Source organism: Caulobacter sp. GW821-FHT05F04, from assembly GCF_059419665.1.
The window spans coordinates 136,783-157,923 of sequence record NZ_JBWKSF010000001.1; the positions used below are offsets into that span (position 1 = coordinate 136,783).

Consider the following 21,141-nt stretch of genomic DNA (forward strand, 5'->3'; position numbering starts at 1 on the left):
GGGAAATTCACTTGCGGCCGGCGGCCGGCCACGCGATCGGGTGACCCGCGTTCTATGGAGATCCGCCCATGACCTTCCGCCGCCTCGCCCTGCCCGTCCTCTGCGCCCTGGTCGCCACGCCCGTCCTGGCGCAGGAGACCTATCCGAAGACGATCCCGTCCTCGGGCGGCGAGGTGATCATCCCCTCCGAGCGCAATCAGAAGGCCTATGACGAGTACAAGTACGCCCCCGCCCGCCGGGCCGGCGATATGCTCTACGTCTCGGGCGCGGTCGCCGGCCGGGGCAAGGACGAAGGCACGGATCCGGAGTCGTTCAAGCGACAGGTCCGCCGCGCCTTCGTCGCCCTGGACAACACGTTGAAGGCCTCGGGCGCCACCTTCGACGACGTGGTGATGATCAACAGCTTCCACGTCTGGGAAGGGCCCGATCAGCCCGCCCCGCGCTGGGAGCAGCTGGCCATGATCAACGCCGTCAAGAGCGAGTTCATCAAGGGCGCCCATCCGGCCTGGACCGCCGTTGGGACCAGCGGCCTGCTGCCCGCCGGCGGCATCGTCGAGATCCAGCTGATCGCCTACGCCCCGAGGAAGTAGCCCCTAGAGACGGCTGGCCGAAAAGGTGTCGCAGGCCGACGGGTCGCCCTGGTCATAGCCGCGCGTGAACCAGCGCATCCGCTGGGCGCTGCTGCCGTGGGTGAAGCTGTCGGGCACGACCTGGCCCTGGGTCTGCTTCTGGATGGTGTCGTCGCCCACGGCGGCGGCGGCGCCCAGGCCATCCTCGATGTCGGCGCGGTTGATGACGATCTTGCCGCCGGAGGCCTCGCCCGCATGGGCCGCCCAGACGCCGGCATAGCAGTCGGCCTGCAGTTCCAGCCGCACCGAGCCGCTTTCCTCGCCCCGCGCGCCCAGGCGGCGGGCCTGCTGGTCGGCGCCCAGCAGATGCTGCACATGGTGGCCGATCTCGTGGCTGACGACATAGGCGCGCGCGAACTCGCCCTTGGCCCCGAAGCGGCTTTCCAGTTCCTGCCAGAACGACAGGTCCAGATAGACCTTCTGGTCGGCCGGGCAGTAGAACGGCCCCATGGCCGACTGGCCCGTGCCGCAGCCGGTGCCCGTGGCCTGATTATAGAGCACGATCGCCTCGGGCGGCCGGTAGTCGACGCCCTCGTTGCGGAAGATCGGCGTCCAGACATCCTGGTTGGACGCCTCGATCACGTCGATGAACTGACCCTCGCGGTCGGAGACCTCACCGCGCGTCCCCTCCTGCTGGGCGGGCTGCTGCAGGCCCTGCGTCGCCTCCATGGTCGTGCGCGGATCGATGCCGAACACGAAATAGCCGATGGCGGCCAGCACCACCGCGCCGATGCCGCCGCCGACGACGCCGACAGGCCCCAGACCACGCCGATCCTCGATATTGCCGGATCGGCGACCGCCTTCCCACTCCATGCAGTCCTCGCTCAGTTCGGTTCGCTGGCGGGCTTGATCGCCCTCATGCGCGCATTGCTCTGGTCCAGCGCGTCCTGCGTCAAGCGTTCCATTCGGCTCACCGAGGCCGAAAGCTCGGCGTCACGGCGCGCGGCCTCGTCACGCGGCGGGATTGTCCCGTTCCGCTGATCGCTGAGGTCGCGCAGGATCACCTGGGTCCTGGCCCGCTCGTTGGCGTTCGAGGTCTCGATCTGGTTGGCCAACGCGTCGCGTCTTACGTCGTCCACCGCTTGAGCGGCGGCGTTCCGCGCCTGGATGTCGCGCAAGGTCGTCTGGCCCTGGGCCGCGCCGCCCAGCGCCACCAAGCCAACCGTGAGCAAAAGAACCGTGCGCGCCATCGGGATACTCCTACCAGCCGGAGCGAGCCGACGACGCGCCGCGCGTCAGGGCCGCTTGACCGTGAAACGCGCGAGTTCGGTCTTCGGCGCCAGCCAGCCCGGCTTCAATTCCGCCGCCCGCGAATAGTCCTTGTAGGCGGCTGTCAGGTCGCCCAGCCCCTCATGGGCTAGGCCGCGATTGAAGAAGGCCTTTTCCGGCGCCCTCACGCCCATGCCCAGGCCCTTGTCGATCTGCTCGACGCCTTCACGATAACGCTCCTCGCCAACGAAGGTCGCGCCGCGATTCACATAGGCCTCGCCCAGGTTCGGGTCGATGGTCGAGGCCTGGTCGAAGTCGGCGCGGGCGGCGCCGAACTGACGCTGGCGCATCTGCAGCACGCCGCGGTTCACGAAGGTCCGGGCGCGGTCGCGGAAGTTCAGGGTCTCGACCTCGAGGGCCGTGGTGCAGGCCAGGACGGCGCGGTCGTCCGTCCGGCCCTTCTCGGCCGCGTCGGAACACTCCTGGGCCGAGCCGCCGCCGATGATCAGGTCCGAAGCGCCGGCGGCTCCGGCGGCGGCCAGGACGGCCGTGGCGCAGAGCGCGGCGAGAGGGATCGCTCGCATGTGTCTTCCTCCCATGGGGCCGGTCTCTGTGGCCGGCCGTTTATGAGGCGATCATAGCACCGTCGCGCGGTCCATCGAAGCCTCGCCCTCGCATCGCGCGCGGGTCGTGCTAACAGAGGCGGCGACTCCGTCAGGGACCTTACCGATGCACCTCGCCCGCTTTCCCCGCGCCCGCTTCGCCCACCTGCCGACCCCGCTGGAGCCCCTGCCCCGCCTGGGCGCGGCGCTCGGCATCGACCTCTGGGTCAAGCGCGACGACTGCACCGGCCTGGCCGGCGGCGGCAACAAGACCCGCAAGCTGGAGTTCCTGCTGGGCGAGGCCCTGGCCCAGGGCGCCGACACGCTCGTCACTCAAGGCGCGGTGCAGTCCAACCACGTGCGCCAGACCATCGCCGCTGGCGCCCGCTTTGGCCTCAGGACCGAAGTGATCCTGGAGGAACGTACCGGCTCCAAGGCCAGCGACTACATGGGCAACGGCAACGTCCTGCTCGACAAGCTGATGGGCGCGGCGATCCGCTACGTCCCGGGCGGCACGGACATGGTCGCCGAGTTGGAAAGCACGGCCGAGAGCGTCCGTCAGCGCGGCGGCAAGCCCTATGTCATCCCCGGCGGCGGCTCGAACACGGTCGGCGCGCTGGGCTATGTCGACTGCGCCCGTGAACTGGTCGTCCAGGCCGACCAGATGGACCTCAGGATCGACCGCCTGGTCACCGCCACTGGCAGCGCCGGCACCCACGCGGGTCTGGTGGCGGGCTTCGCGGCCTTGTCGGTCGACATTCCGATCCTGGGCTTTGGCGTTCGCGCGCCCAAGCCCAAGCAGGAAGAGAACGTCTTCAACCTGGCCGTCGCCACCGCCGAGAAGATCGGCGCGGCCGGCCGCGTCAAACGCGAGATGGTCGTGGCCGACTGCGACTATGTCGGCGAAGGCTATGGCCTGGTCGACCAGGGCGTGATCGACGCCCTGGCCCTGGCGGCCCGAACCGAGGGCCTGCTGTTCGATCCGGTCTATTCGGGCAAGGCCCTGAAGGGGCTGATCGACCAGGCGGGCAAGGGCGCGTTCGAGGGGGAGCGCGTGGTGTTCCTGCACACCGGCGGCGCGCAAGGCCTGTTCGGCTATCAGTCGGTGCTGGAGCCGGCTCTGTGATGAGCAAGGTCACCCAAAGCAAGGTTCTGGGCGTTCTGGGCGGCATGGGTCCGGCGGCGACCCTGGACTTCCTCGCCAAGCTGCAGGCCGCCACGCCGGTCAAGCGCGAGCAGGATCACTTGCGGGTGCTGGTCGACATCAATCCCAAGGTCCCGGACCGCAACGTCTCGGCATCCGATCCTGGTCCGGTGCTGGCGGCCATGGCCGCTGGACTGCGCGATGGCGGGGCCCAGGTGCTGGCCATCGCCTGCAACACCGCCCATGCCTATGCAGAGGAGGTCCGCGCCTCGGGTCTGCCGCTGGTCGACATGCTGGAGACGGCGGGACTGGCCGCCCAGGCCAAGGGCGCCAGCGTCGTCGGCGTGCTGGGCACCGGCCTTGCGCTCGGCCTCTATCGCGATCGCTTCTCGCACATGGGCCTGGAAGTGGTGATGCTGGACGACCACGAGCAGGTCGAGTTCATGGCCCTGCTCTACCGCATCAAGCAGGGTCACGTCGGCCCCGACTCTCGCGAGTCCATGGCCGCCCTGGCCCACCGCCTGGTCGGCAAGGGCGCGCAAAGCGTGGTGGCGGGCTGTACGGAAGTGCCGCTGGTGCTGAGCGCGGCGGACCTGTCGGTCCCATTTCTTGATGCGACGGAAGAGTTGGCCAGGCGCTGCGTGGCGGTCTGCCTCGAGGACGTCAGCGCATAGCCGAGGGCTGACCGTCTTCGCGCGACGCCTCGAACAGCCCCAGCAGGGCCGCCGCGCCGCGCGAGGCCTGGGCCATGCGTAGCAACGCCGCCCGGGCTTGGGTGGTTTCGGCGATCTCGGCTTGGCGCTCGAGACGCTCGGCTTCGCTGAGATGATCGTTGCGGTTCCCCATGGGGCGAACATTTACAGGACATGAACAGAGCCACCATGCGACCGCTGGACGCACACCGTTCATTAACCATCGTTTTGCGCGCGCCAAATTGTCACAGAATGTTAAATCGCAAGCATGGCGCATAAATGAAAACACCCCCGGACCTAGAAGGCCTGGGGGTGTCGTCCTGTTCCCCAACAGGACGGCGTCGGCTGCGCTAGCATCGAGCGCTGCGGCGTCGCCTCTTAAACTGGTGACCCTGCTTTCGCCGAACGCGGATCCTTAAGCAACGCGTCGCCCTGTCGCAGCCCCCCATTTTGAGGACGCCGCAGCGCTGAAATCCTTTGCATACAAGGGCCTCGTCCCGGCTGCGGCGCGCTGACGCAGCCATCCCAGAATGAGGAAACTCGTCGCAAAAGTGGGTGGCCAAAGCTATGACACCGGTAGCATGGTAGCTGAAACCGTTGCATCAGACGACGGGGCCGTCAGGGCCGGGAGGAACGCCAAAAGCCGTCGAGCGCGACAGCCGATATTGGATGCCGGTTTCGGCGCCGTCATGCTCCAAGCTTTGAGACAGCGCCTGTCCAAACAGGCTCTAGTGGCTTCCCGTTCGTTGACGGCTCCGCCTCATCCGGAGTCCCGCATGCCGCTCGCCCCCCTCTCCCGTCGCCGCCTGATGGCCACCACGGCCGCCGCCTTCGCCGCCGCCGGCCTGCCGCTCAAGGCCCTGGCCGCGCCGACCAAGGCGGACGCCCTGGGGACCATGAAGAAGGCGGCCAGATTCATGGTCGAGAAGGCCGCCTACAAGGGCGGCTACGTCTGGTCCTACTCGGCCGACCTGACGCGCCGCTGGGGCGAGATGGAAGCCTTTCCGACGATGATCTGGGTGCAGCCGCCCGGCACCGGCACGGTCGGCCACCTGTTCCTCGACGCCTATCACGCCACGGGCGACGAGTATTACTACGACGCCGCCCGCAAGGCCGCCGACGCCCTGATCGCCATCCAGAACCCGGCCGGCGGCTGGAACTATCTGGGCGACATGGCCGGCGAGGCCTCGCTCAAGAAATGGTACGACACCATCGGCAAGAACGGCTGGCGGCTCGAGGAATTCCAGCACTACTACGGCAACTGCACCTTCGACGACGAAGGCACCGCCGAGTGCTGCAAGTTCATGCTGCGCATGTACGTCGAGAAAAAGGATCCGAAGTACAAGGCCGCCTTCGAGAAGGCCCTGAAGTTCGTGCTGGAGAGCCAGTATCCCATCGGCGGCTGGCCGCAGCGCTATCCGCTGAAGGACGAGTTCCACCACCACGGCAACCCGGACTACACCAGCTTCATCACGTTCAATGACGACGTGATCGGTGAGAACATCGAGTTCCTGATCATGGTCTACCAGGCCCTGGGCGATAAGACCGTCCTGGACCCGATCCGCCGCGCCATGGACTGCTATATCGCCTGCCAGCAGCCGCAGCCGCAGCCGGCCTGGGGCCTGCAGCACACCGTCGCCGACCTGAAGCCGGCCGGTGCCCGTACCTACGAGCCCAAGGCCTTCGCCACCCACGCCACGGCCAGCTGTCTGTCGCAGATGATGACCTTCTACCAGCTGACCGGCGATCCGAAGTATCTTGCCCGCGTACCCGAGGCCCTGGCCTGGCTGGACTCCGTGCGCCTGCCCGACGACGTCATGCCCGGCAAGCCGCGCTATCCGACCTTCATCCAGATCGGCAACGGCCGTCCGCTGTACGTGCATCGCACCGGCTCGAACGTGGTCAGCGGCCGTTACTTCACCGACGAGAACCCGCACAACACGGTCACCCACTACTCGTCGTTCCGGAACGTCGATGTGAAGGGCCTGCGCGCCCGCTACGAGACACTGAGGGCCACGCCGCCGGAAGAGGCCAGCAGGCACTCGCCACTGAAGGGCCAGCGTCCGCTGCCCAAGTACTTCATGGTCAAGGACATCTCGGTCGAGGACCTGTCGGTCGGCGGCGACCTGTCCAGCTCGGCCCTCAAGGCCGTGTCCGCCGACGCCGACAAGGTCGCCAAGCTGACCCTGGAGCTCAACGCCGAAGGCTGGTGGCCCACGCCCCTGACCTCGACCAGCCATCCCTATGCCGGCGAGCCTCCGGCCGAGCCGACTCCCGGCGACTTCTCGGAGACCAAGGTCGGCGACAAGTACGACACCTCGCCCTATCCCGATCCGAACCCGAAGATCGGCGTCTCGACCGCCGCGTTCATCGCCAACATGGCCACGCTGATCAAATATATCGACGTGGCTTAAGACCTACTCGCAGGCCCGCCGGAGGTTCATCAGGACCTTCGGCGTGTCCTTGCGCAGCGCCTCGCGCATCATGGCCTTGGGGACAGGCCAGTCGACCGCCAGGCGGTTGTCGTAGAACACCCGCGTGCCGCGCCCGCCATCCAGCGGCTGCAGCCGCCACTCGCCCTGCTCGACCTTCAGGTCGCCCTCCACGAGATGGAAACGGATCCGACTGACCGGCTCGTAGTCCGATCGGAACACGATCCGCATCCCCGGAAAGACGAAGGTGCGCCGCGTGACGTGCTCGCGGATATCCCAGCCCCTGCGCTGGTCGCCGGAGACGACGCGGCAGCTGGCCAGGTTGCTGATCATCCGCCCCGCCGTGGCGCAGTCGGTCATGATCGCCCAGACCCTTTCCGGCGGCGCGGCGACGTCGACCACCGCCCGAACGCGGCCAGAGACGCCGTCGGGATCAGGCGAGACCTCGGCATAGGCCTCGCCCCTGGCCAGGGCCGCCTGGGCCTTGGCCGTCAATTCGAAGGCGTGGGCGGACCCGCTCAGGGCCCACACCATCGCCGCCGCCGTCATCCATCGCCGCATGCGTCCGCTCCTTGCCTGGAGCAGCTACGTCGGCGGCGGGCTGATGGACGCTACGGTCGCGCTACGGCCAGCGCTTCGCGCACCACATCGGGGGCATGATCGATCACGCGGAGGTAAGCGGTCAGGGCGGCGTCGGGGCGGGCGTCGCCGTGCTCCAGGTCTTCCAGCAGCGTCCGATCGATGTGGAAGACGCGGGCGAAGTCCGCCTGGCTGAGCCCCGTGCGCCAGCGCACGGCCTGAACCAAGGCGCGGGCGGAACGCCAACGCGACGGAGCGGCGGCTTCATCGATCGCGGGGTCGGCGGGTCTGATCATCGTTACGCTCCTACGGCCTATCCCCGAGGAGAGCTTCTAGGCTCCGTCGATTGCAGAAATTCGACGGCTTTGAGTCAGGGCGAAGTCTTCAGGCGCCTTGTTTGGCGAGGAACGCCCCCGTGGCCTCGATCGCCTCGACCAGGCTGACCCGCTCCAGGGTCACGCCCTCGGGCAGGCTGGAGAACAGCCGGGTCGGCGCGGCGGCGTCCAGCATGACGAACACGCCCTTGTCGTCGGCGCGGCGGATCAGGCGGCCGAAGGCTTGGCTGATGCGGGCCCGCGCCACGGCGTCGTCATAGCCCTTGCCGCCGAAACGCAGGCGGCGGGCCTTGTGCAGCACGTCCGGACGCGGCCAGGGCACGCGGTCGAAAACCAGCAGCCGCAGGGATCGGCCCGGCACGTCGACACCGTCGCGGATGGCGTCGGTGCCCAGCAGGCAGGCGTCCTCCTCGGCCCGGAAGATGTCGACCAGCGCCCCCACCTCCAGCGGATCGACGTGCTGGGCGTACAGAGCCAAGCCCTGGTCGGCCAGCGGCGCGGCGATGCGCTCGTGCACGGCCTTCAGCCGGCGGATGGCGGTGAACAGACCAAGCCCCCCGCCGCCGGACGCCAGGAACAGCTCGCGCATGGCGGCCGAGACCTGGCGCGGGTCCTCCTTGTTCACGTCGGTGACGACGTAGGCCTTGGCGTTGTTCTCGTAGTCGAACGGCGAGACCAACCGCAGCACCTTGGGCGCGGTCGGCAGGCGGGCCGCGCCAGTGCGCATCTCGGCCAGGGCGAACGGATCCTCCAGCGCCGGATCGACCAGGGTGGCGCTGGTCACCAGCACCCCGTGGGCTGGCGACAGCACCGCCGCGCGCAGCGGCTCGGTCGGATCCACCCAGTGGCGGCGGCAGGCGGCGTCGACGACCCGGCCATACAGGAACGTCGCCTCGAACCAGTCGACGAAGTCCGGATCGGTTTCGCTGGGCTCGACGTCGTCGTCCTCGATCGCCTTCAGGATCGAGCGCCAGGCCGGCAGGGTCATGCGGGCGCGACGGTCCAGGCCGCGCAGCGCGCCTTCGATCCTGGCGCGTTCGGAGGGGCCCAGGTGCTCTGCGTCCTCGTCCAGCACGTCTTCCAGGGCGCGGGCCAGGGCCAGCAACGGCGCCTCGATGGCGGCCAGGGCCTTGGCGGCCTCCGGCGCGCGCTCGCGGACGAGGTCGGTGGCCGGCCGGGCGTCGCATTGCAGGCCGAGATCCGCGCCGCCGCCCCGCTCGCTGGTGCGGGCCCGCAGCTGCTCGATCACCGCGACCAGGAAGTTCTCGATCGGTCCGATCGGATTGATCTGGCCGTCCGGCGGCGCGACCCGGCCCGACCAGCCCTCGCCCGGCAGGGCGGCCGCCGCATGCAGGGCCTGGGTCATCGCCCCCCGCGCGCCCTCGCGGTCGCCCAGGATGTCGAGCAGGCGCGCCTCGAGCCCCCGACCACGGCGACCGCGCCCCTCGGGCCCACGGATCCAGCGGCGCAGCTCGGCGGCCTCGGCGCCGGACAGGGCGGCCGAGAACGCGCTGTCGGCGGCCTCGAACAGGTGGTGGCCCTCGTCGAAGACGATGCGCTTGAGGCTGGTGGTCTCGTTGTCGCCCTTCAGGCCTCGCGCCGTCCGCGCGCCGTCGAAGGCGGCCTGGGTCAGGACCAGGGCGTGGTTGGCGATGACGATGTCGGCGCGCTTGGACGCCCGCACGGCCTTCTCGATGAAGCAGATGCGATAGTGCTGGCAACCGGCGTGGATGCACTCGCCGCGCCGATCGACCAGATTCGACGGGCTGGCCTGGGCCGAAGGCGGCACCGCCGACAGCGTCGGCAACCAGGCGGGGAAGTCGCCGCCGGTCATGTCGCCATCCCGCGTGGCGCGCGCCCAGCGCGTCGTCAGGGCCAGGCCGATCAGATCGCCATTGCCCAGCTGGGCGCCGTTGATCTGCTCCTGGAAGTTCAGCAGGCAGAGATAGTTCTCACGCCCCTTGCGAACCACCGCCTTGCGCGCCCGCTCCTTGGGATCGGGATAGATCGACCGGCTCTCGCGCTCGATCTGGCGCTGCAGGGCGCGGGTATAGGTGCTGATCCAGACCGACGGTCCGTTGGCCTCGGCCCACAGCGAGGCGGGCGCCAGGTAGCCGAGCGTCTTGCCGACGCCGGTGCCGGCCTCCGCCAGCATCATGCGCGGTTCGCCCTCGCGCTCGCGCGGCTGGAAGGCGAAGGCCGCCTCCTTGGCGAAGGTCACCTGGGCCTCGCGCACCTCGTCCAGACCGGAGCGTTTCAGCAGCTCGGCCAGCCGCTCCCCGGCCCGTTCAGGATCGATCGGCCGCGAGCCGGGCTCGCCGGGCGGGGCCTGATCCTCCCATTCGACCAGCCGCGCCCATACGTCCAGGCCCGAGCCGCGAAACTGGTTGCCGGCCTGAACCGAGCGCAGCGCGCCGATCACGGCCGGCCCCCACGACCAGCCAGCCTTGGCCAGGGTCTCGGCCACGGCCAGGGCCTCCTCCCGCGAGGGGACTGGAGTCAGGGCCAGGTCGCGCAGCAGGGCGTCGGCGCTCTCGCGCAGGCTCTGGGCCTGTTCGGCGGCGCCATGCGGTTCACGCAACCCCAGCGCCATGGCCAGGCCCACGGCCGACGGGGCGCAGAAGGTCGCCGGCCGGACGAAGGCATAGAGCTCCAGCACGTCGAACAGGCGGGCATGGCGCGAGGGCGGCGACAGGTTCAGGCGGCGGGCGGTCATCGCCGCATGCGCCACCAGCACCGGGCCATGCTCGAACAGGTCGCGGGCGTCCGGCGGGCGCAGCATCCGACCCTCGCCCGCCCCGTCGGCCACGCCCGCGCGCGGCCCCGGCAGCACGACGAGCGCGGGGGCGAGATCCAGAGTCGGCGAGAAAGCGGTCACCCGACTCCGTTAGCAGAAACCGCGACGAAACAGAATAAGAACAAGCGCTTCCCTAGCGCCTCAGACGACAGGGACCTCGTCATCGTCGTCGACGCCCTCCATGCGATTGATCGCCTTCTGGGCCTTCTGGCGCAGGTCGGCGTCCTTGCTCTCGGCCGCCTTGCGATACATCAGCAGCGCCAGGTCATCGTCGGCCTTGATGCCCTGCCCGCGCTCGCACATGACGCCAAGGTCGTACCAGGCTTCGAGATAGCCCCGCTCGGCCGCCATCTGGAACCAGCGCATGGCCTCCGTGTAGTTGATCGGTACGCCCTCGCCGTTGTGGTGCGCGACGCCCAGGTTCGACATGCCGGCCGCCAGATCGTTGGCGGCGGCGGCGCGGTAGAACTTCAGGGCCTCGGCCTGGTCCAGGCGCACGCCCGTCCCCTCCGAGTGCAGCCGGCCCATCTCGTTCATGGCGTCGGGCGAGCCCAGCTCGACCGCCTTGCGCAGCAGGGCCACGCCCTTGGCCGTGTCGACCGGCGCGCCATCGCCGTCCAGATAGGCCTCGCCGGCGCTATAATAGCCGCGCGCGGACCCGGCGGCGGCGGCCCTCAGGTACCAGGCCAGCGCCAGGCGCGGGTTCTCGGGCAGCCCCTCGCCGCCCTCGTAGGCGACGCCGAGATTGTACATCCCATTGGGATCGCCCAACCGGGCGGCCTGGGCGTAGAGCTTCATGGCGGCGCGGCGGTCGATCTTCACCCCGTCAGCGCCGTCGAAATAGATATTACCGAGCTCGACCATGGCGTCGGGATCGCCGCCGGCCACGCCCTTGCGCAGCCAGGCCAAGGCCTGGGTCACGTCGCGATCGACGCCTTCGCCGTCCAGGTACAGCTTGGCCAGGTCGACATAGCGCGTGGCGTCGCCGTCCTGGGCGTCCTTCAGGGTCGCCGCGAAGGTCGCCTTGGCTTCGGAGGAACCGTCTGCCCGTGCGAACGCCGCGCCGCCGCCCATCAGCAACGACGGCGACAACGCCAAGGCCAACACCAACATCAAGGGCGGCACTCTGCTACGCATCACGTCCCCACCGTCCCGGGATCGTGGCATCGACCGCGGGAGCGTCAAGGCAGACACCCGTCCGCCCGGCCGCGCGCAACCGGACTCGCCCGATACGGGTTCAAAAGACGGATGAAACAGAAGGGGAACATGCTATATCGCGGTCAATGCTCGCGGCTGACGCCCTTCCTCCCAGGTTTCGAGACTGGTTCGCCGCCCGTGGCTGGAGCCCGCGCGAGCATCAGCTGGCCATGCTGGAGAAGGCCCGCGAGGGACGCGGCGCCCTGCTGATCGCCCCGACCGGCGGCGGCAAGACCCTGGCCGGCTTCCTGCCCAGCCTGATCGAGCTGTCCGAGCGCCCGCCGCGCAACACGCCGGCCGGGGTGCATACCCTCTACATCTCGCCGCTGAAGGCCCTGGCCGTCGATGTCGAGCGCAACCTGCTGACCCCCATCCGCGAGATGGGCCTGAAGATCGTGGCCGAGAGCCGCACGGGCGACACCGGCGAGGCCCGCAAGGCGCGTCAGAGGGTGAGACCGCCGGACATCCTGCTGACCACGCCCGAGCAACTCGCCCTGTTCTGCGCCTGGGAGGGCGCGCGGGAATACTTCAGCGACCTGCGCTGCGTGATCATCGACGAGGCCCACGCGATCTGGCCGAGCAAGCGGGGCGACCTGCTGGCGCTGGGTCTCGCGCGCCTGCAGCAGTTCGCGCCGTCGATGCGACGGGTGGGACTGTCGGCGACGGTGGATGATCCGGACCTGGTGCGGAAGTGGCTTGGCGACAGCGGCCGCGACAGCATCGACCTCGTCCTCGGCTCGGGCGGCGCGCAGCCGGTGGTCGAAGTCCTGGTCTCCGGCGGCCGCGTGCCGTGGGCCGGCCATACGGCCGAGCACGCCATGGCCGAGGTCTACGAGATCATCAAGTCGTCGAAGACGGCGCTGATCTTCGTCAACACCCGCTTCCAGGCCGAGTTCGCCTTCCAGCGCCTGTGGGAGCTGAACGAGGACGACCTGCCGATCGCCCTGCACCACGGCAGCCTGTCGGCCGAGCAACGCCGCAAGGTCGAGGCGGCCATGACGCGCGGCGCGCTGCGGGCCGTCGTCTGCACCTCGACTCTGGACATGGGCATCGACTGGGGCGACGTCGACCTGGTCATCCAGCTGGCCGCGCCGAAGGGGGCCTCGCGGATGGTCCAGCGCATCGGCCGCGCCAACCACCGCCTGGACGAGCCCAGCCGCGCCCTGTTCGTGCCCGCCAGCCGCTTCGAGATGCTGGAATGCCGCGCCGCCGCCGACGCCATCCTGGAAAACCACCTGGACGGCGATCCGCCGCGCATCGGCGCGCTGGACGTCCTGGCTCAACACGTCATGGGCTGCGCCTGCTCGGAGCCGTTCGCGCTGACCGCCCTCTATGACGAGGTCCGCTCAGCGGGTCCCTATGCCGAGCTCAGCTGGGAGGACTTCGAGACCGTCGTCGACTTCGTCTCGACCGGCGGCTACGCCCTGCGCACCTACGACAAGTTCCGGCGCATCGTGCAGAACGCCGACGGCCTGTGGACCGCCCGCAACGCCCAAGCCCGCCAACAGCATCGGATGAACGTCGGGGCCATCGTCTCGCCGGGCATGATCAACATCCGCATCGGCGGCGGCAAGAGGCCGATGGGCGGCCGCAAAATCGGCGAGGCGGAAGAGGGCTATTTCGAGCAACTGACGCCGGGCGACACCTTCGTCTTCGCCGGGCAGGTCTGGCGCTACAACAGCCTCGTGGGCGCCGACGCCTTTGTCTCGCCCGCGCCGAACGACGACCCGAAGATGCCCAGTTGGGGCGGCTCTAAGTTCCCGCTTTCCACCTATCTGGCCAGCCGCGTGCGCCAGATGATGCACGACGAGCGTGAATGGGCCGCCCTGCCGCCGGACGTCCAGGAGTGGCTGAGCTGGCAGAAGGTCCGCTCGGCCATCCCCGGCGATGGCGAGATGCTGCTGGAGACCTTCCAGCGCGGCAAGCGCTTCCACCTGGTCTGCTATCCGTTCGACGGCCGGCTGGCCCACACCACCCTGGCCATGCTGCTGACCCGGCGGCTCGACCGCCTGGGCGTCGGACCGCTGGGCTTCGTCTGCAACGACTACGCGCTGAATATCTGGTCGCTGCGGCCGATGGACGGTCTGGATCTCGACGACCTGTTCGCCCAGGACATGCTCGGCGACGACCTGGAGGCCTGGCTGGACGAGAGCTTCATGATGAAGCGGGCCTTCAAGCACTGCGCCCTGATCGCCGGGCTGATCGAGCGCCGCCACCCCGGCGCCGAGAAGTCCGGGCGGCAGGTGACCTTCTCAACCGACCTGATCTATGACGTGCTGCGTAGACACCAACCCGACCACCTGATGCTCCGTTGCGCGCGCCATGACGCGGCCACTGGCATGCTCGATATCGCGCGCCTGGGCGACATGCTGACCCGCGTGCAGGGCCGCATCCGCCACATGCGGCTGGATCGCGTCTCGCCGTTCGCCGTGCCGATCATGCTGGAGATCGGCCGCGAGCGCGCGCCGGGCGACGCGGCCGGCGAAATGATCCTGGCCGAGGCCGAGGAAGACCTGATCGCCGAGGCCATGTCGTGACGCGTTTCGAACCCTCCCTCTGCGGCGGCCTGCGGGTCGACCTGGCCAATGTCGAGGTCATGCTGCGCTGGTCCGGGGCCCTGTGGCTGGAGCGCGAGAACACGCTGGTGGTCGCCGACCTGCATTTCGAGAAGGGCAGCAGCTACGCCGCGCGCTTCGGCCAGATGCTGCCGCCCTATGACACGCGCGAGACCCTGGACCGCCTGGACCGCGAGCTCGCCCTGCTCTCGCCCGCGCGGCTGATCTTCCTGGGCGACAGCTTCCACGATGGCGGCGGCGAGTCGCGGCTGGCGGCGGACGACTACCGTCGGCTGGAAGGCCTGGCGCTGGGCCGCGAACTGGTCTGGGCCGTGGGCAACCACGACGCCGATGGGCCCAGGATCCTGCCCGGCGACATCATCGACGAGGCGTCGGTGTCGGGCCTGACCCTACGCCACGAGCCCCTGCCCGGCGTCCAGCTAGGCGAGGTCGCCGGCCACCTGCACCCGGCCGCCAAGATCACCAGCGGCCGCGCCACCACCCGCCGCCGCTGCTTCGTGACGGACGGCCAGCGCCTGGTATTGCCGGCGTTCGGGGCCTTCACCGGCGGGCTGAACATTCTGGATGAGGCGTTCTCTAACCTGTTCGCCGGGCCGCTGCTGGCGGGCGCGCTGGGGCCGAAGCGGGTCCACCCGGTGGGGCGGAAGTCTCTGCGTCCGGATTAGTCCTGCCCCAGGATGCTTTCGTAGTCCTGGCCGCCATAGAAGATGCCGACAATGACCACCTGTCGGCCCTTCAAGGCGTAGGTGATCGTCACCCGCCGGAAAGAGAGCGTGCGAAGACCCGGCCGCACGTCAAACCGCGGCGCGCCACGTTCGGGAAAGCTACTAAGCGCTTCACAGCGATCGACGATCTCATCCGTGAAGCGCGCCGCCGTCCTCGGCGACGCCTCGACAGACAGATAGTGATAGAGCGCGAGGAGGTGGCCCTCTGCTTCGGGCGTTAGACGACCGAATTAAATACTCATCAGGCCTTGGAGCCGCGTGCGTGCGCGGCGGCGAGCGCGGCTCGCACATCCTGGCTGGAACGTCCTCGGGAAGGATCAGCCTCGAAGGCGTCATAGGCCTTGGCCGCCTCGCCGTGCAGCCAGGCTTCAAGCGCCCGTTCCTGGGCCTGAAGCGCGCGCAGGCCCTCCCGGATGACTTCGCTCTCGCTGGCATAGGCGCCAGACTCGACCTTGGCTCGAACCTGGGCGGCCGTCTCATTGGGAAGGGTTACGCCGAGCTGCTTGGTCGATCGCATAACGGGCCCTCGCATCTAGTAGGATTAAATCCTATCGACCGAGCGCCAGCAAGCGCGACCGCTACATATGCAGCGCCTGCTCCAGGGCGAACGCCAGGGAGATCGCCGCGCCGGCGGTCAGCAGGGTGCGCATGCGCGGGCGCCAGCTGGGGCCCTCGTGGTCGGTGACGTCCCAGACCCACTGCAGCAGGAAGACCAGCAGGAAACCCGACAGCTGCCAGGCCGGCTCGAACTTCAGCTCGCCCAGCAGCAGGCCGAAACCCGACAACGGGAACAGCAGCGAGATGCCCAGGACCGACCAGCGTGGGCTGGGGTTCTCGATCTCCAGCCCCGTACGCACGCCCCCGAAGTACGAGACCATGGCGGCCGAATAGGCCAGCAGCGCCGTCAGAGACGACTTCTGGATGCTGTCGGGGCCGTAGCAGAACAACACCGACGAGATGAAGAAAGGAATCAGGGTCGATAGACCAAAGACCCACACCGCCGGCGGAACCGGCGTCCGCTCGCCCGCGGACTCGTTCATGCTCAACTCCTTCGGAAGGCGACCGAAGCCGCCCACCCTGCCCCGAGCGCGACTATTACCGACACGAGCCCATAGGTCCACGGACGATCTTTGGCGAAGACATAGAGCGCCCGCTCGGCGCCGGCCTTCTCGACCACCAGGGTGCGGTCGCGGATCGACACCGGCTTGCCGTCCTGGAAGAGCACGATGCGGGCCGTATACCGCCCGATCGGCGCCTCGGCCGGCAGGTCCAGCTCGGCGCGGAACAGGCCCTTGTCGACGAAGCGGACGCCTTGCGGGTCGGCGGCGTAGAGGCCGGCCTTCTCCTTCAGGCGCAGCACGGCGCGCCGCCAGTCGAGGTAGTCCGCGCCCAAGCGGCTGACCACGACATCACGGACGCCATAGGTGGTCTCGACCCGCTGCTCCAGGGGCGCGGCGATGGCCAGGTGCTCCAGCCCCGCGCCCAGGTGGCGCAAGGGGGCGAAGCCGGCGATGTCCTGCAGCTTGCGGGTGGAGGCCACGCGGTAGAAGCCCGGGGCGCCGCGGAACACTACGGGACGGCTGTTCAGCCACAGGCCGGCGACCTGGGTCTTGCGGGCGATACGCAGCGGCTGGTCGGGGCCGCGGACGATGACGACGATGTCGCTGGGCCGGTCCGTCGGATCGAACACCGCGCCATAGAGCACGATCCGCGCGCCCCGGAAGCCGGAGCTGACCCGGATCTCGGTGTCGGTCAGGGCGGCCGAAACCGCCGGCGCGGGCGGGGCGGCGACCAACGGAATCATCGCGCCGCTCCCGTCATCAGGACGAAGGCTTCCTCGGGCTTGATGAACAGGTCCGCGCCCATGCGCAGGCCAACGACCAGCACCAGCACGGCCAGAAGCGCCCGCAACTCCTCGGCGCGGAAGCGGCCCGAGGCCCGCGCGCCCAGCTGCGCCCCGATCACCCCGCCGATCAGCAGCAGGGTCGCCAGCACGATATCGACCGTCTGGTTGCGGCCGGCCTGCAACACGCTGGTCAGCGAGGTGGTGATGACGATCTGGAACAGGCTGGTGCCGATGACCACCGGCGCGGGCATGCGCAGCAGGTAGATCATGGCCGGCACCAGGATGAAGCCGCCGCCGACGCCCATCACCGCCGACAGGACGCCGACGAACACGCCCAGCAGGACCGGCGGGATGACGCTGATATAGAGCCGCGAGCGCGGGAAGCGGACCTTGAACGGCAGGGCGTACAGCAGCGCCGGTCGCCGGTCGCGGCGCGGCTTGGGCGGCTGGCCGCTCCGGCGGCGCAGGATCGTCCCCACCGACTCCGTCAGCATCAGCCCGCCGATGACGCCCAGGAACAACAGGTAGGACAGCGACACCGCGAAGTCCGCCTGGCCGATCAGGCGCAACCAGCGAAACACCTCGACCCCGATGAATGAGCCGATCGCCCCGCCGCAGGCCAGCACCCCGCCCATGCGGAAATCGACCGAGCGCTTCTTGCTGTAGGCGATGACGCTGGAGACCGACGAGGCGGCGACGTGGTTGGCCTCGCTGGCCACGGCCACGACCGGCGGGATGCCCATGAACACCAGAACTGGCGTCATCAGGAAGCCGCCGCCGATGCCGAACATGCCGGAGATGAAGCCCACGAGCCCGCCCAGCACCACCAGCAGCAGCGCGTTCACCGACACCTCGGCGATGGGCAGGTAGAAGTGCAAGGCGCGCGCGGCCCTTTCGGCGTCCGGGATATCCCTGATTGCCGGGTGAAGGCCGGAGGGTCAACGCGATAGATGCTCTCCCGCATTGCGCGGGAAGATCAACCTATCGCGCGTAGACCGACAGGCGGTTCAGGGTTTCGCCATCCATGCCGCCCGAAGCCGGCAGGCCCTGGTCGCGCTGGTAGGCGGCGATGGCCTGGCGCAGGGCCGGCGAAGCGACGCCATCGCGCGGACCTTGGTAGTAGCCGAGCTGCGACAGCACCTTCTGGGCCATGCCCAGGTTGGCGTTGGCGGCCGGGGCCGACGCGGTCAGACTGGCCGTCTGGGTCTGGGTTTGCGGACGGAAGGCCAGGGCCGAGCGATCGGCGGTCTGCTGGGCCTCGGCCGTCAGCTGGGCGCGCAGGGCGTTGGCGCGGCTGCGGGCGGTGGCGTCGCCCGAACGGCCGGCGATCACGTACCACTTGTAGGCTTCCGCCGGGTTCTGGCTGACGCCCAGGCCGCTTTCGTAGAGCTGGGCCAGGTTGAACTGGCTGTCGACCAGACCGGTGTCGGCGGCCTTGCGGAACCAGGTCGCCGCCGTGGTCGAGTTGCGCGGGCCGCCCTCGCCCTTGAAGTAGTAGAGCGCCAGGTTGTGCATCGCGCGTGGGTCACCGCCGGCGGCCGCGCGTTCGCTCCAGCGGCGGGCTTCCGGCATGTCCTGCTTCACGCCGCCCTTGCCGGCCTCATACATCTTCGAGAGGTAGAACTGCGCGGCGGGATAGCCACCGTTGGCGGCCTTGCGCAGGATGTCGAGGCCCGAGCGGTCGCCGATCTCGATCTTGCGGACGCCGTCCTCGAACAGGGCCTTGGCGTTGTCGGTGGCGACCGGCGCGGCCGCGGCGTCGGCCTGAATGGGCGTGACGCCCGTGGTCAGGGCCACGGCGGCGCGCGGCTGGCCCGGCGTGGTGTCGGCTTCCGGACGGGTGACCTCGACGTCCGACTTGCGGCCGGCGATGGCGTCGGCGACGCGGGTCGGGGTCGCCCCGCTGCCGTCGGCGCTGAGCAGCATGAAGCCGCCGACCATGGCGCCCAGGGCGCCGGCGCCGCCAAACACCATCACGGCGGTGGCGACAGTCGCCCCCAGGCGGCTCTTGGACTTCCTGGCGAAGCCGAAGCCGCTGAACAGCGGCGTTCCGGTCTTTTCACCCTTCGCGGGCTTGGGGGCCTTGGCCTTCTTTTCCGGCTTGGCCTTGCCCACGGTCTTGGCGTCGGCGGCCGCGGCGGCGCGCGCGGCGGCGCGGGCCTGCTCGATGATGTCGCGGGTCGACATAGGCCGGGTAGGCTGGACAGGAGCGAAGTCGGAAACCTCGGGCTCGACCTCCTCGTAGCGCGGCGCCTCCGGCTCGAAGCCGTCGGCCATGGCGTAGTCGTCGTGCGCGAAGGCGCGCTCTTCCGGCTCGGCGGCCGGGAACTCGGCGATCTCGAAGCTGGGCTCGCGCGACGGAGCGGCCGGCGCATCGAAGACGTCCTGGTCGTCGTCGAACGAAGCCGACTGGCTGAACGAGGCCGACCGGCCGAAATAGGGATCATCGAACGGCGAGACCGCCGGGGCCGGAGCGACCCGGGCCGGCGCGGGGGCCGCTGCCACCGGCGGCGGCGCGGCTTCCAGCTTGCGCTGGGCGTCGTGCAGGCGGGTGTCGATCTTTTCGCGCGCCTCTTCCAGCATACGGAGCGTGCGCTCCTCGCTCTGGCGGATGCGGTCGACCAGCTCCTGGCTGGAGCGTTCGTGGCGTTGGTTCAGGCGCTCGGTGACGCGGGCGACCTGCTCGCCGACATCGTCGATGGCCAGGGCGTTGCGGCGCTCGGCGCTGCCGATCCGCTCGGCCAGCTTCTCGGTGATGCGGGCGATTTCCGCGCCCAGCTTTTCCAGGGCCTGGGCCTGGACGCTGTCGGCGCGGTTCAGCTTGTGCTCGACGGTGGCGGCGATGCGCGCCACTTCGCCGCCGACCTGCTCGATGGCCGTGGCGTTGCGCTGCTCGGCGGCCTGGACGCGACGATTGAAGGCGTCGGCGACGCCGACCACTTCGCGGCCCATGCGCTCGATGGCCTGGGCCGAGCGCTGCTCGGCGGCCTGAACGTGGGCGGCCATCTCGCCCAGCTTGCGCTCCATGCGGTCGAAGCGACCGTCGGCGGATTCCTTCAGCTTGGCGGCCATCTCCAGGCGCGCGGCTTCCATCTTCTGGGTCAGGCTGACGGCCAGACTGTCGAGGCGCTCCTGCACGCCGGCGGCCGGATTGGCGCCCTCGACCGCGCCCAGGCGCTGGTCCAGCGCCGAGAACGACGAGCTCATGTCGCGCAGGGCCTCGCTGGTGCGGGTCTCGGCGGCTTCCAGGCGTTCGCTGAGGCGCGCCACGACGGCGTCGACCAGGGCGGTGGGATCCTGCGGCGCCGACGTCGCGTTGACGCGGGCTTCCAACGCGGCGATCGCCTCGCGGGTGCGGGCCTCGCCGTCATAGAGGTGGCTGGCGACCTTGCCCAAGGCGCCTTCTAGCGCGCGAAGCGCCTCGGCCGAGCGCGGCCCGGCCGCTTCGGCTTCCATGCGGCGCGTCCGCTCGGCGGCGCGCGCCTGCTCGGTCTTCAACTCGTCGACGGCGCCCTCGAAACGGGCGGCCACGGCGATCTGTTCACGCTCGGACCGTCCCAGGCGCGTGAGGGCGTCGCGGACGGAATGGTCGATGCCGGAGATGGCGGCGGCGTTGCGGCCTTCGGCGGCCTCGATGCGCTGGGTCAGGCGGTCCAGGGCCAGGGCCACGCGGCCGACCTCGTCCGCCGGATGTTCGGCGATCTCGATACGCGGGGGCGCATCCTCCTTGACGACTTCCAGATAGGCGCGGCTGCGCGCCTCGTCCCGATCCGCGGGCTTGTCGGCGAACTGCTCCGCCGCCTGACCATCGCCCTCGATGATCATGCGATTGAGCCATTCGCCCAGAGTCATGCCAGAGCGACGCGCGAGGTCCTTTGCGACCTCCCGTGCCTTGGGGTCGATCCCCTTAACGCTCCATGGCGACGCCGCAGTCATTGCGAATCGATCTCCTCGCATCTGAGGAAAACGCTAGTCACCGATTCCTGGGGTGTAAACGCGACCAAAACGCCAGATGTAGTGGCTGCACGATTCACTGTGGAGGAATCGGGACAGAGTCCCAAGGTTCTGTAGCGTGGTTAAAACGCAAGAGGGTTAACGCAGGTTAACCATTTGCCAGGCGGATTGTCGCAGGCCTAGAAGCGGCCATGGATCTACCCCTGACCATTTCCGCCGCGGTTGTGTTCCTGACTCTTGCCCTCGTCTTCGGGTGGCTGGGGGCGCGTCCGATCAATGTCCTAAAGGGCCCGCGCATGGTGCCCTGGCGTCCGCTGATGATGGTCTGCGTGGTCGGCCTGATGCTGATGTTGGTGCACCTGTTCAACCTGTTGGGCGTCCAGACCGGTAACCCGCCGCGATACTAGGTCGCGGGCGTCGCAAG

20 protein-coding genes and 1 pseudogene are annotated in these 21,141 nt (G+C 69.3%); 7 read left to right on the forward strand and 14 right to left on the reverse strand.

Going from position 1 to position 21,141, the window contains the following annotated elements:
* Positions 1-68 precede the first annotated feature (68 nt).
* Positions 69-590 (forward strand): RidA family protein, encoded by a 522-nt coding sequence (locus AC07R7_RS00755; protein WP_494633631.1) that lies wholly within the window; start codon positions 69-71, stop codon positions 588-590.
* Positions 591-593: 3 nt separating this feature from the next.
* Here the strand turns inward: AC07R7_RS00755 and ypfJ are convergent, their stop codons facing one another.
* Genes ypfJ through AC07R7_RS00770 form a run of 3 tightly spaced genes read right to left on the reverse strand, consistent with a single transcriptional unit; the run spans position 594 to position 2,422 of the window.
* The gene (ypfJ, locus tag AC07R7_RS00760) at positions 594-1,442 is read right to left on the reverse strand and encodes a KPN_02809 family neutral zinc metallopeptidase (RefSeq protein WP_494633633.1); all 849 of its coding nucleotides are present in this window, start codon (positions 1,440-1,442) and stop codon (positions 594-596) included.
* An 11-nt stretch (positions 1,443-1,453) separates the two neighbouring features.
* A complete protein-coding gene (locus AC07R7_RS00765; protein ID WP_494633634.1) occupies positions 1,454-1,819 on the reverse strand; it encodes a hypothetical protein in 366 nt (121 codons plus the stop codon).
* 45 nt (positions 1,820-1,864) lie between these two features.
* Positions 1,865-2,422 (reverse strand): tetratricopeptide repeat protein, encoded by a 558-nt coding sequence (locus AC07R7_RS00770; protein WP_492883684.1) that lies wholly within the window; start codon positions 2,420-2,422, stop codon positions 1,865-1,867.
* Positions 2,423-2,567: 145 nt separating this feature from the next.
* Between AC07R7_RS00770 and cuyA the strand changes: the two genes are divergently transcribed.
* Both cuyA and cuyB read left to right on the forward strand, forming a co-directional pair.
* On the forward strand, positions 2,568-3,566 hold the full coding sequence (gene cuyA, locus AC07R7_RS00775; protein ID WP_494633635.1) for a D-cysteate sulfo-lyase: 999 nt from the start codon (positions 2,568-2,570) through the stop codon (positions 3,564-3,566).
* Positions 3,566-4,258, forward strand: coding sequence for a cysteate racemase (gene cuyB, locus AC07R7_RS00780; RefSeq protein WP_494633637.1), 693 nt, complete (start codon positions 3,566-3,568; stop codon positions 4,256-4,258). Before cuyA ends, cuyB begins: the two co-directional genes overlap by 1 nt.
* Here cuyB and AC07R7_RS00785 read toward each other — a convergent pair.
* Positions 4,248-4,430: a hypothetical protein gene (locus tag AC07R7_RS00785; protein ID WP_494633638.1), complete on the reverse strand. Its 183-nt coding sequence runs from the start codon at positions 4,428-4,430 to the stop codon at positions 4,248-4,250. The genes cuyB and AC07R7_RS00785 overlap by 11 nt on opposite strands.
* Positions 4,431-5,052: 622 nt before the next feature.
* Here AC07R7_RS00785 and AC07R7_RS00790 point away from each other — a divergent pair.
* A complete protein-coding gene (locus AC07R7_RS00790) occupies positions 5,053-6,690 on the forward strand; it encodes a pectate lyase (protein ID WP_494633640.1) in 1,638 nt (545 codons plus the stop codon).
* A 3-nt stretch (positions 6,691-6,693) separates the two neighbouring features.
* On the opposite strand, the gene AC07R7_RS00795 is transcribed toward AC07R7_RS00790, so the two are convergent.
* The 4 genes from AC07R7_RS00795 to AC07R7_RS00810 form a co-directional block, all read right to left on the reverse strand.
* Entirely contained in the window at positions 6,694-7,269 is a 576-nt protein-coding gene (locus tag AC07R7_RS00795; protein WP_494633641.1) for an SRPBCC family protein, read from the reverse strand.
* A 50-nt stretch (positions 7,270-7,319) separates the two neighbouring features.
* Positions 7,320-7,583, reverse strand: a complete 264-nt coding sequence (locus tag AC07R7_RS00800) for a helix-turn-helix domain-containing protein (protein WP_494633643.1) — start codon at positions 7,581-7,583, stop codon at positions 7,320-7,322.
* 88 nt (positions 7,584-7,671) lie between these two features.
* Positions 7,672-10,500 (reverse strand): ATP-dependent DNA helicase, encoded by a 2,829-nt coding sequence (locus AC07R7_RS00805; RefSeq protein WP_494633644.1) that lies wholly within the window; start codon positions 10,498-10,500, stop codon positions 7,672-7,674.
* Between the two features lie 60 nt (positions 10,501-10,560).
* The gene (locus AC07R7_RS00810; protein ID WP_494633645.1) at positions 10,561-11,556 is read right to left on the reverse strand and encodes a tetratricopeptide repeat protein; all 996 of its coding nucleotides are present in this window, start codon (positions 11,554-11,556) and stop codon (positions 10,561-10,563) included.
* Between the two features lie 146 nt (positions 11,557-11,702).
* Between AC07R7_RS00810 and AC07R7_RS00815 the strand changes: the two genes are divergently transcribed.
* A complete protein-coding gene (locus AC07R7_RS00815) occupies positions 11,703-14,153 on the forward strand; it encodes a ligase-associated DNA damage response DEXH box helicase (RefSeq protein ID WP_494633647.1) in 2,451 nt (816 codons plus the stop codon).
* Complete coding sequence (pdeM, locus tag AC07R7_RS00820; RefSeq protein WP_494633648.1) at positions 14,150-14,857, forward strand: ligase-associated DNA damage response endonuclease PdeM; 708 nt, start codon at positions 14,150-14,152, stop codon at positions 14,855-14,857. Before AC07R7_RS00815 ends, pdeM begins: the two co-directional genes overlap by 4 nt.
* Here the strand turns inward: pdeM and AC07R7_RS00825 are convergent.
* The 6 genes and pseudogenes from AC07R7_RS00825 to AC07R7_RS00850 form a co-directional block, all read right to left on the reverse strand.
* Positions 14,854-15,129 (reverse strand): annotated as a pseudogene (locus tag AC07R7_RS00825) (type II toxin-antitoxin system RelE/ParE family toxin); the annotation flags it as partial. The gene pdeM and the pseudogene AC07R7_RS00825 overlap by 4 nt on opposite strands.
* Before the next feature lie 29 nt (positions 15,130-15,158).
* Positions 15,159-15,434 carry a ribbon-helix-helix domain-containing protein gene (locus AC07R7_RS00830; protein ID WP_494633650.1) on the reverse strand — a complete coding sequence of 92 codons (276 nt, stop codon included), beginning with the start codon at positions 15,432-15,434 and terminating at the stop codon, positions 15,159-15,161.
* A 61-nt stretch (positions 15,435-15,495) separates the two neighbouring features.
* A complete protein-coding gene (locus tag AC07R7_RS00835) occupies positions 15,496-15,957 on the reverse strand; it encodes a DUF3429 domain-containing protein (RefSeq protein ID WP_492834667.1) in 462 nt (153 codons plus the stop codon).
* A gap of 2 nt (positions 15,958-15,959) precedes the next feature.
* Complete coding sequence (locus AC07R7_RS00840; protein WP_492883664.1) at positions 15,960-16,721, reverse strand: TIGR02186 family protein; 762 nt, start codon at positions 16,719-16,721, stop codon at positions 15,960-15,962.
* The gene (locus AC07R7_RS00845; protein WP_492883662.1) at positions 16,718-17,641 is read right to left on the reverse strand and encodes a sulfite exporter TauE/SafE family protein; all 924 of its coding nucleotides are present in this window, start codon (positions 17,639-17,641) and stop codon (positions 16,718-16,720) included. Before AC07R7_RS00845 ends, AC07R7_RS00840 begins: the two co-directional genes overlap by 4 nt.
* 103 nt (positions 17,642-17,744) lie before the next feature.
* Positions 17,745-20,699, reverse strand: coding sequence for an SEL1-like repeat protein (locus tag AC07R7_RS00850; RefSeq protein WP_494633652.1), 2,955 nt, complete (start codon positions 20,697-20,699; stop codon positions 17,745-17,747).
* Positions 20,700-20,908: 209 nt separating this feature from the next.
* Between AC07R7_RS00850 and AC07R7_RS00855 the strand changes: the two genes are divergently transcribed.
* Entirely contained in the window at positions 20,909-21,124 is a 216-nt protein-coding gene (locus AC07R7_RS00855) for a hypothetical protein (protein ID WP_492834675.1), read from the forward strand.
* Positions 21,125-21,141 lie beyond the last annotated feature (17 nt).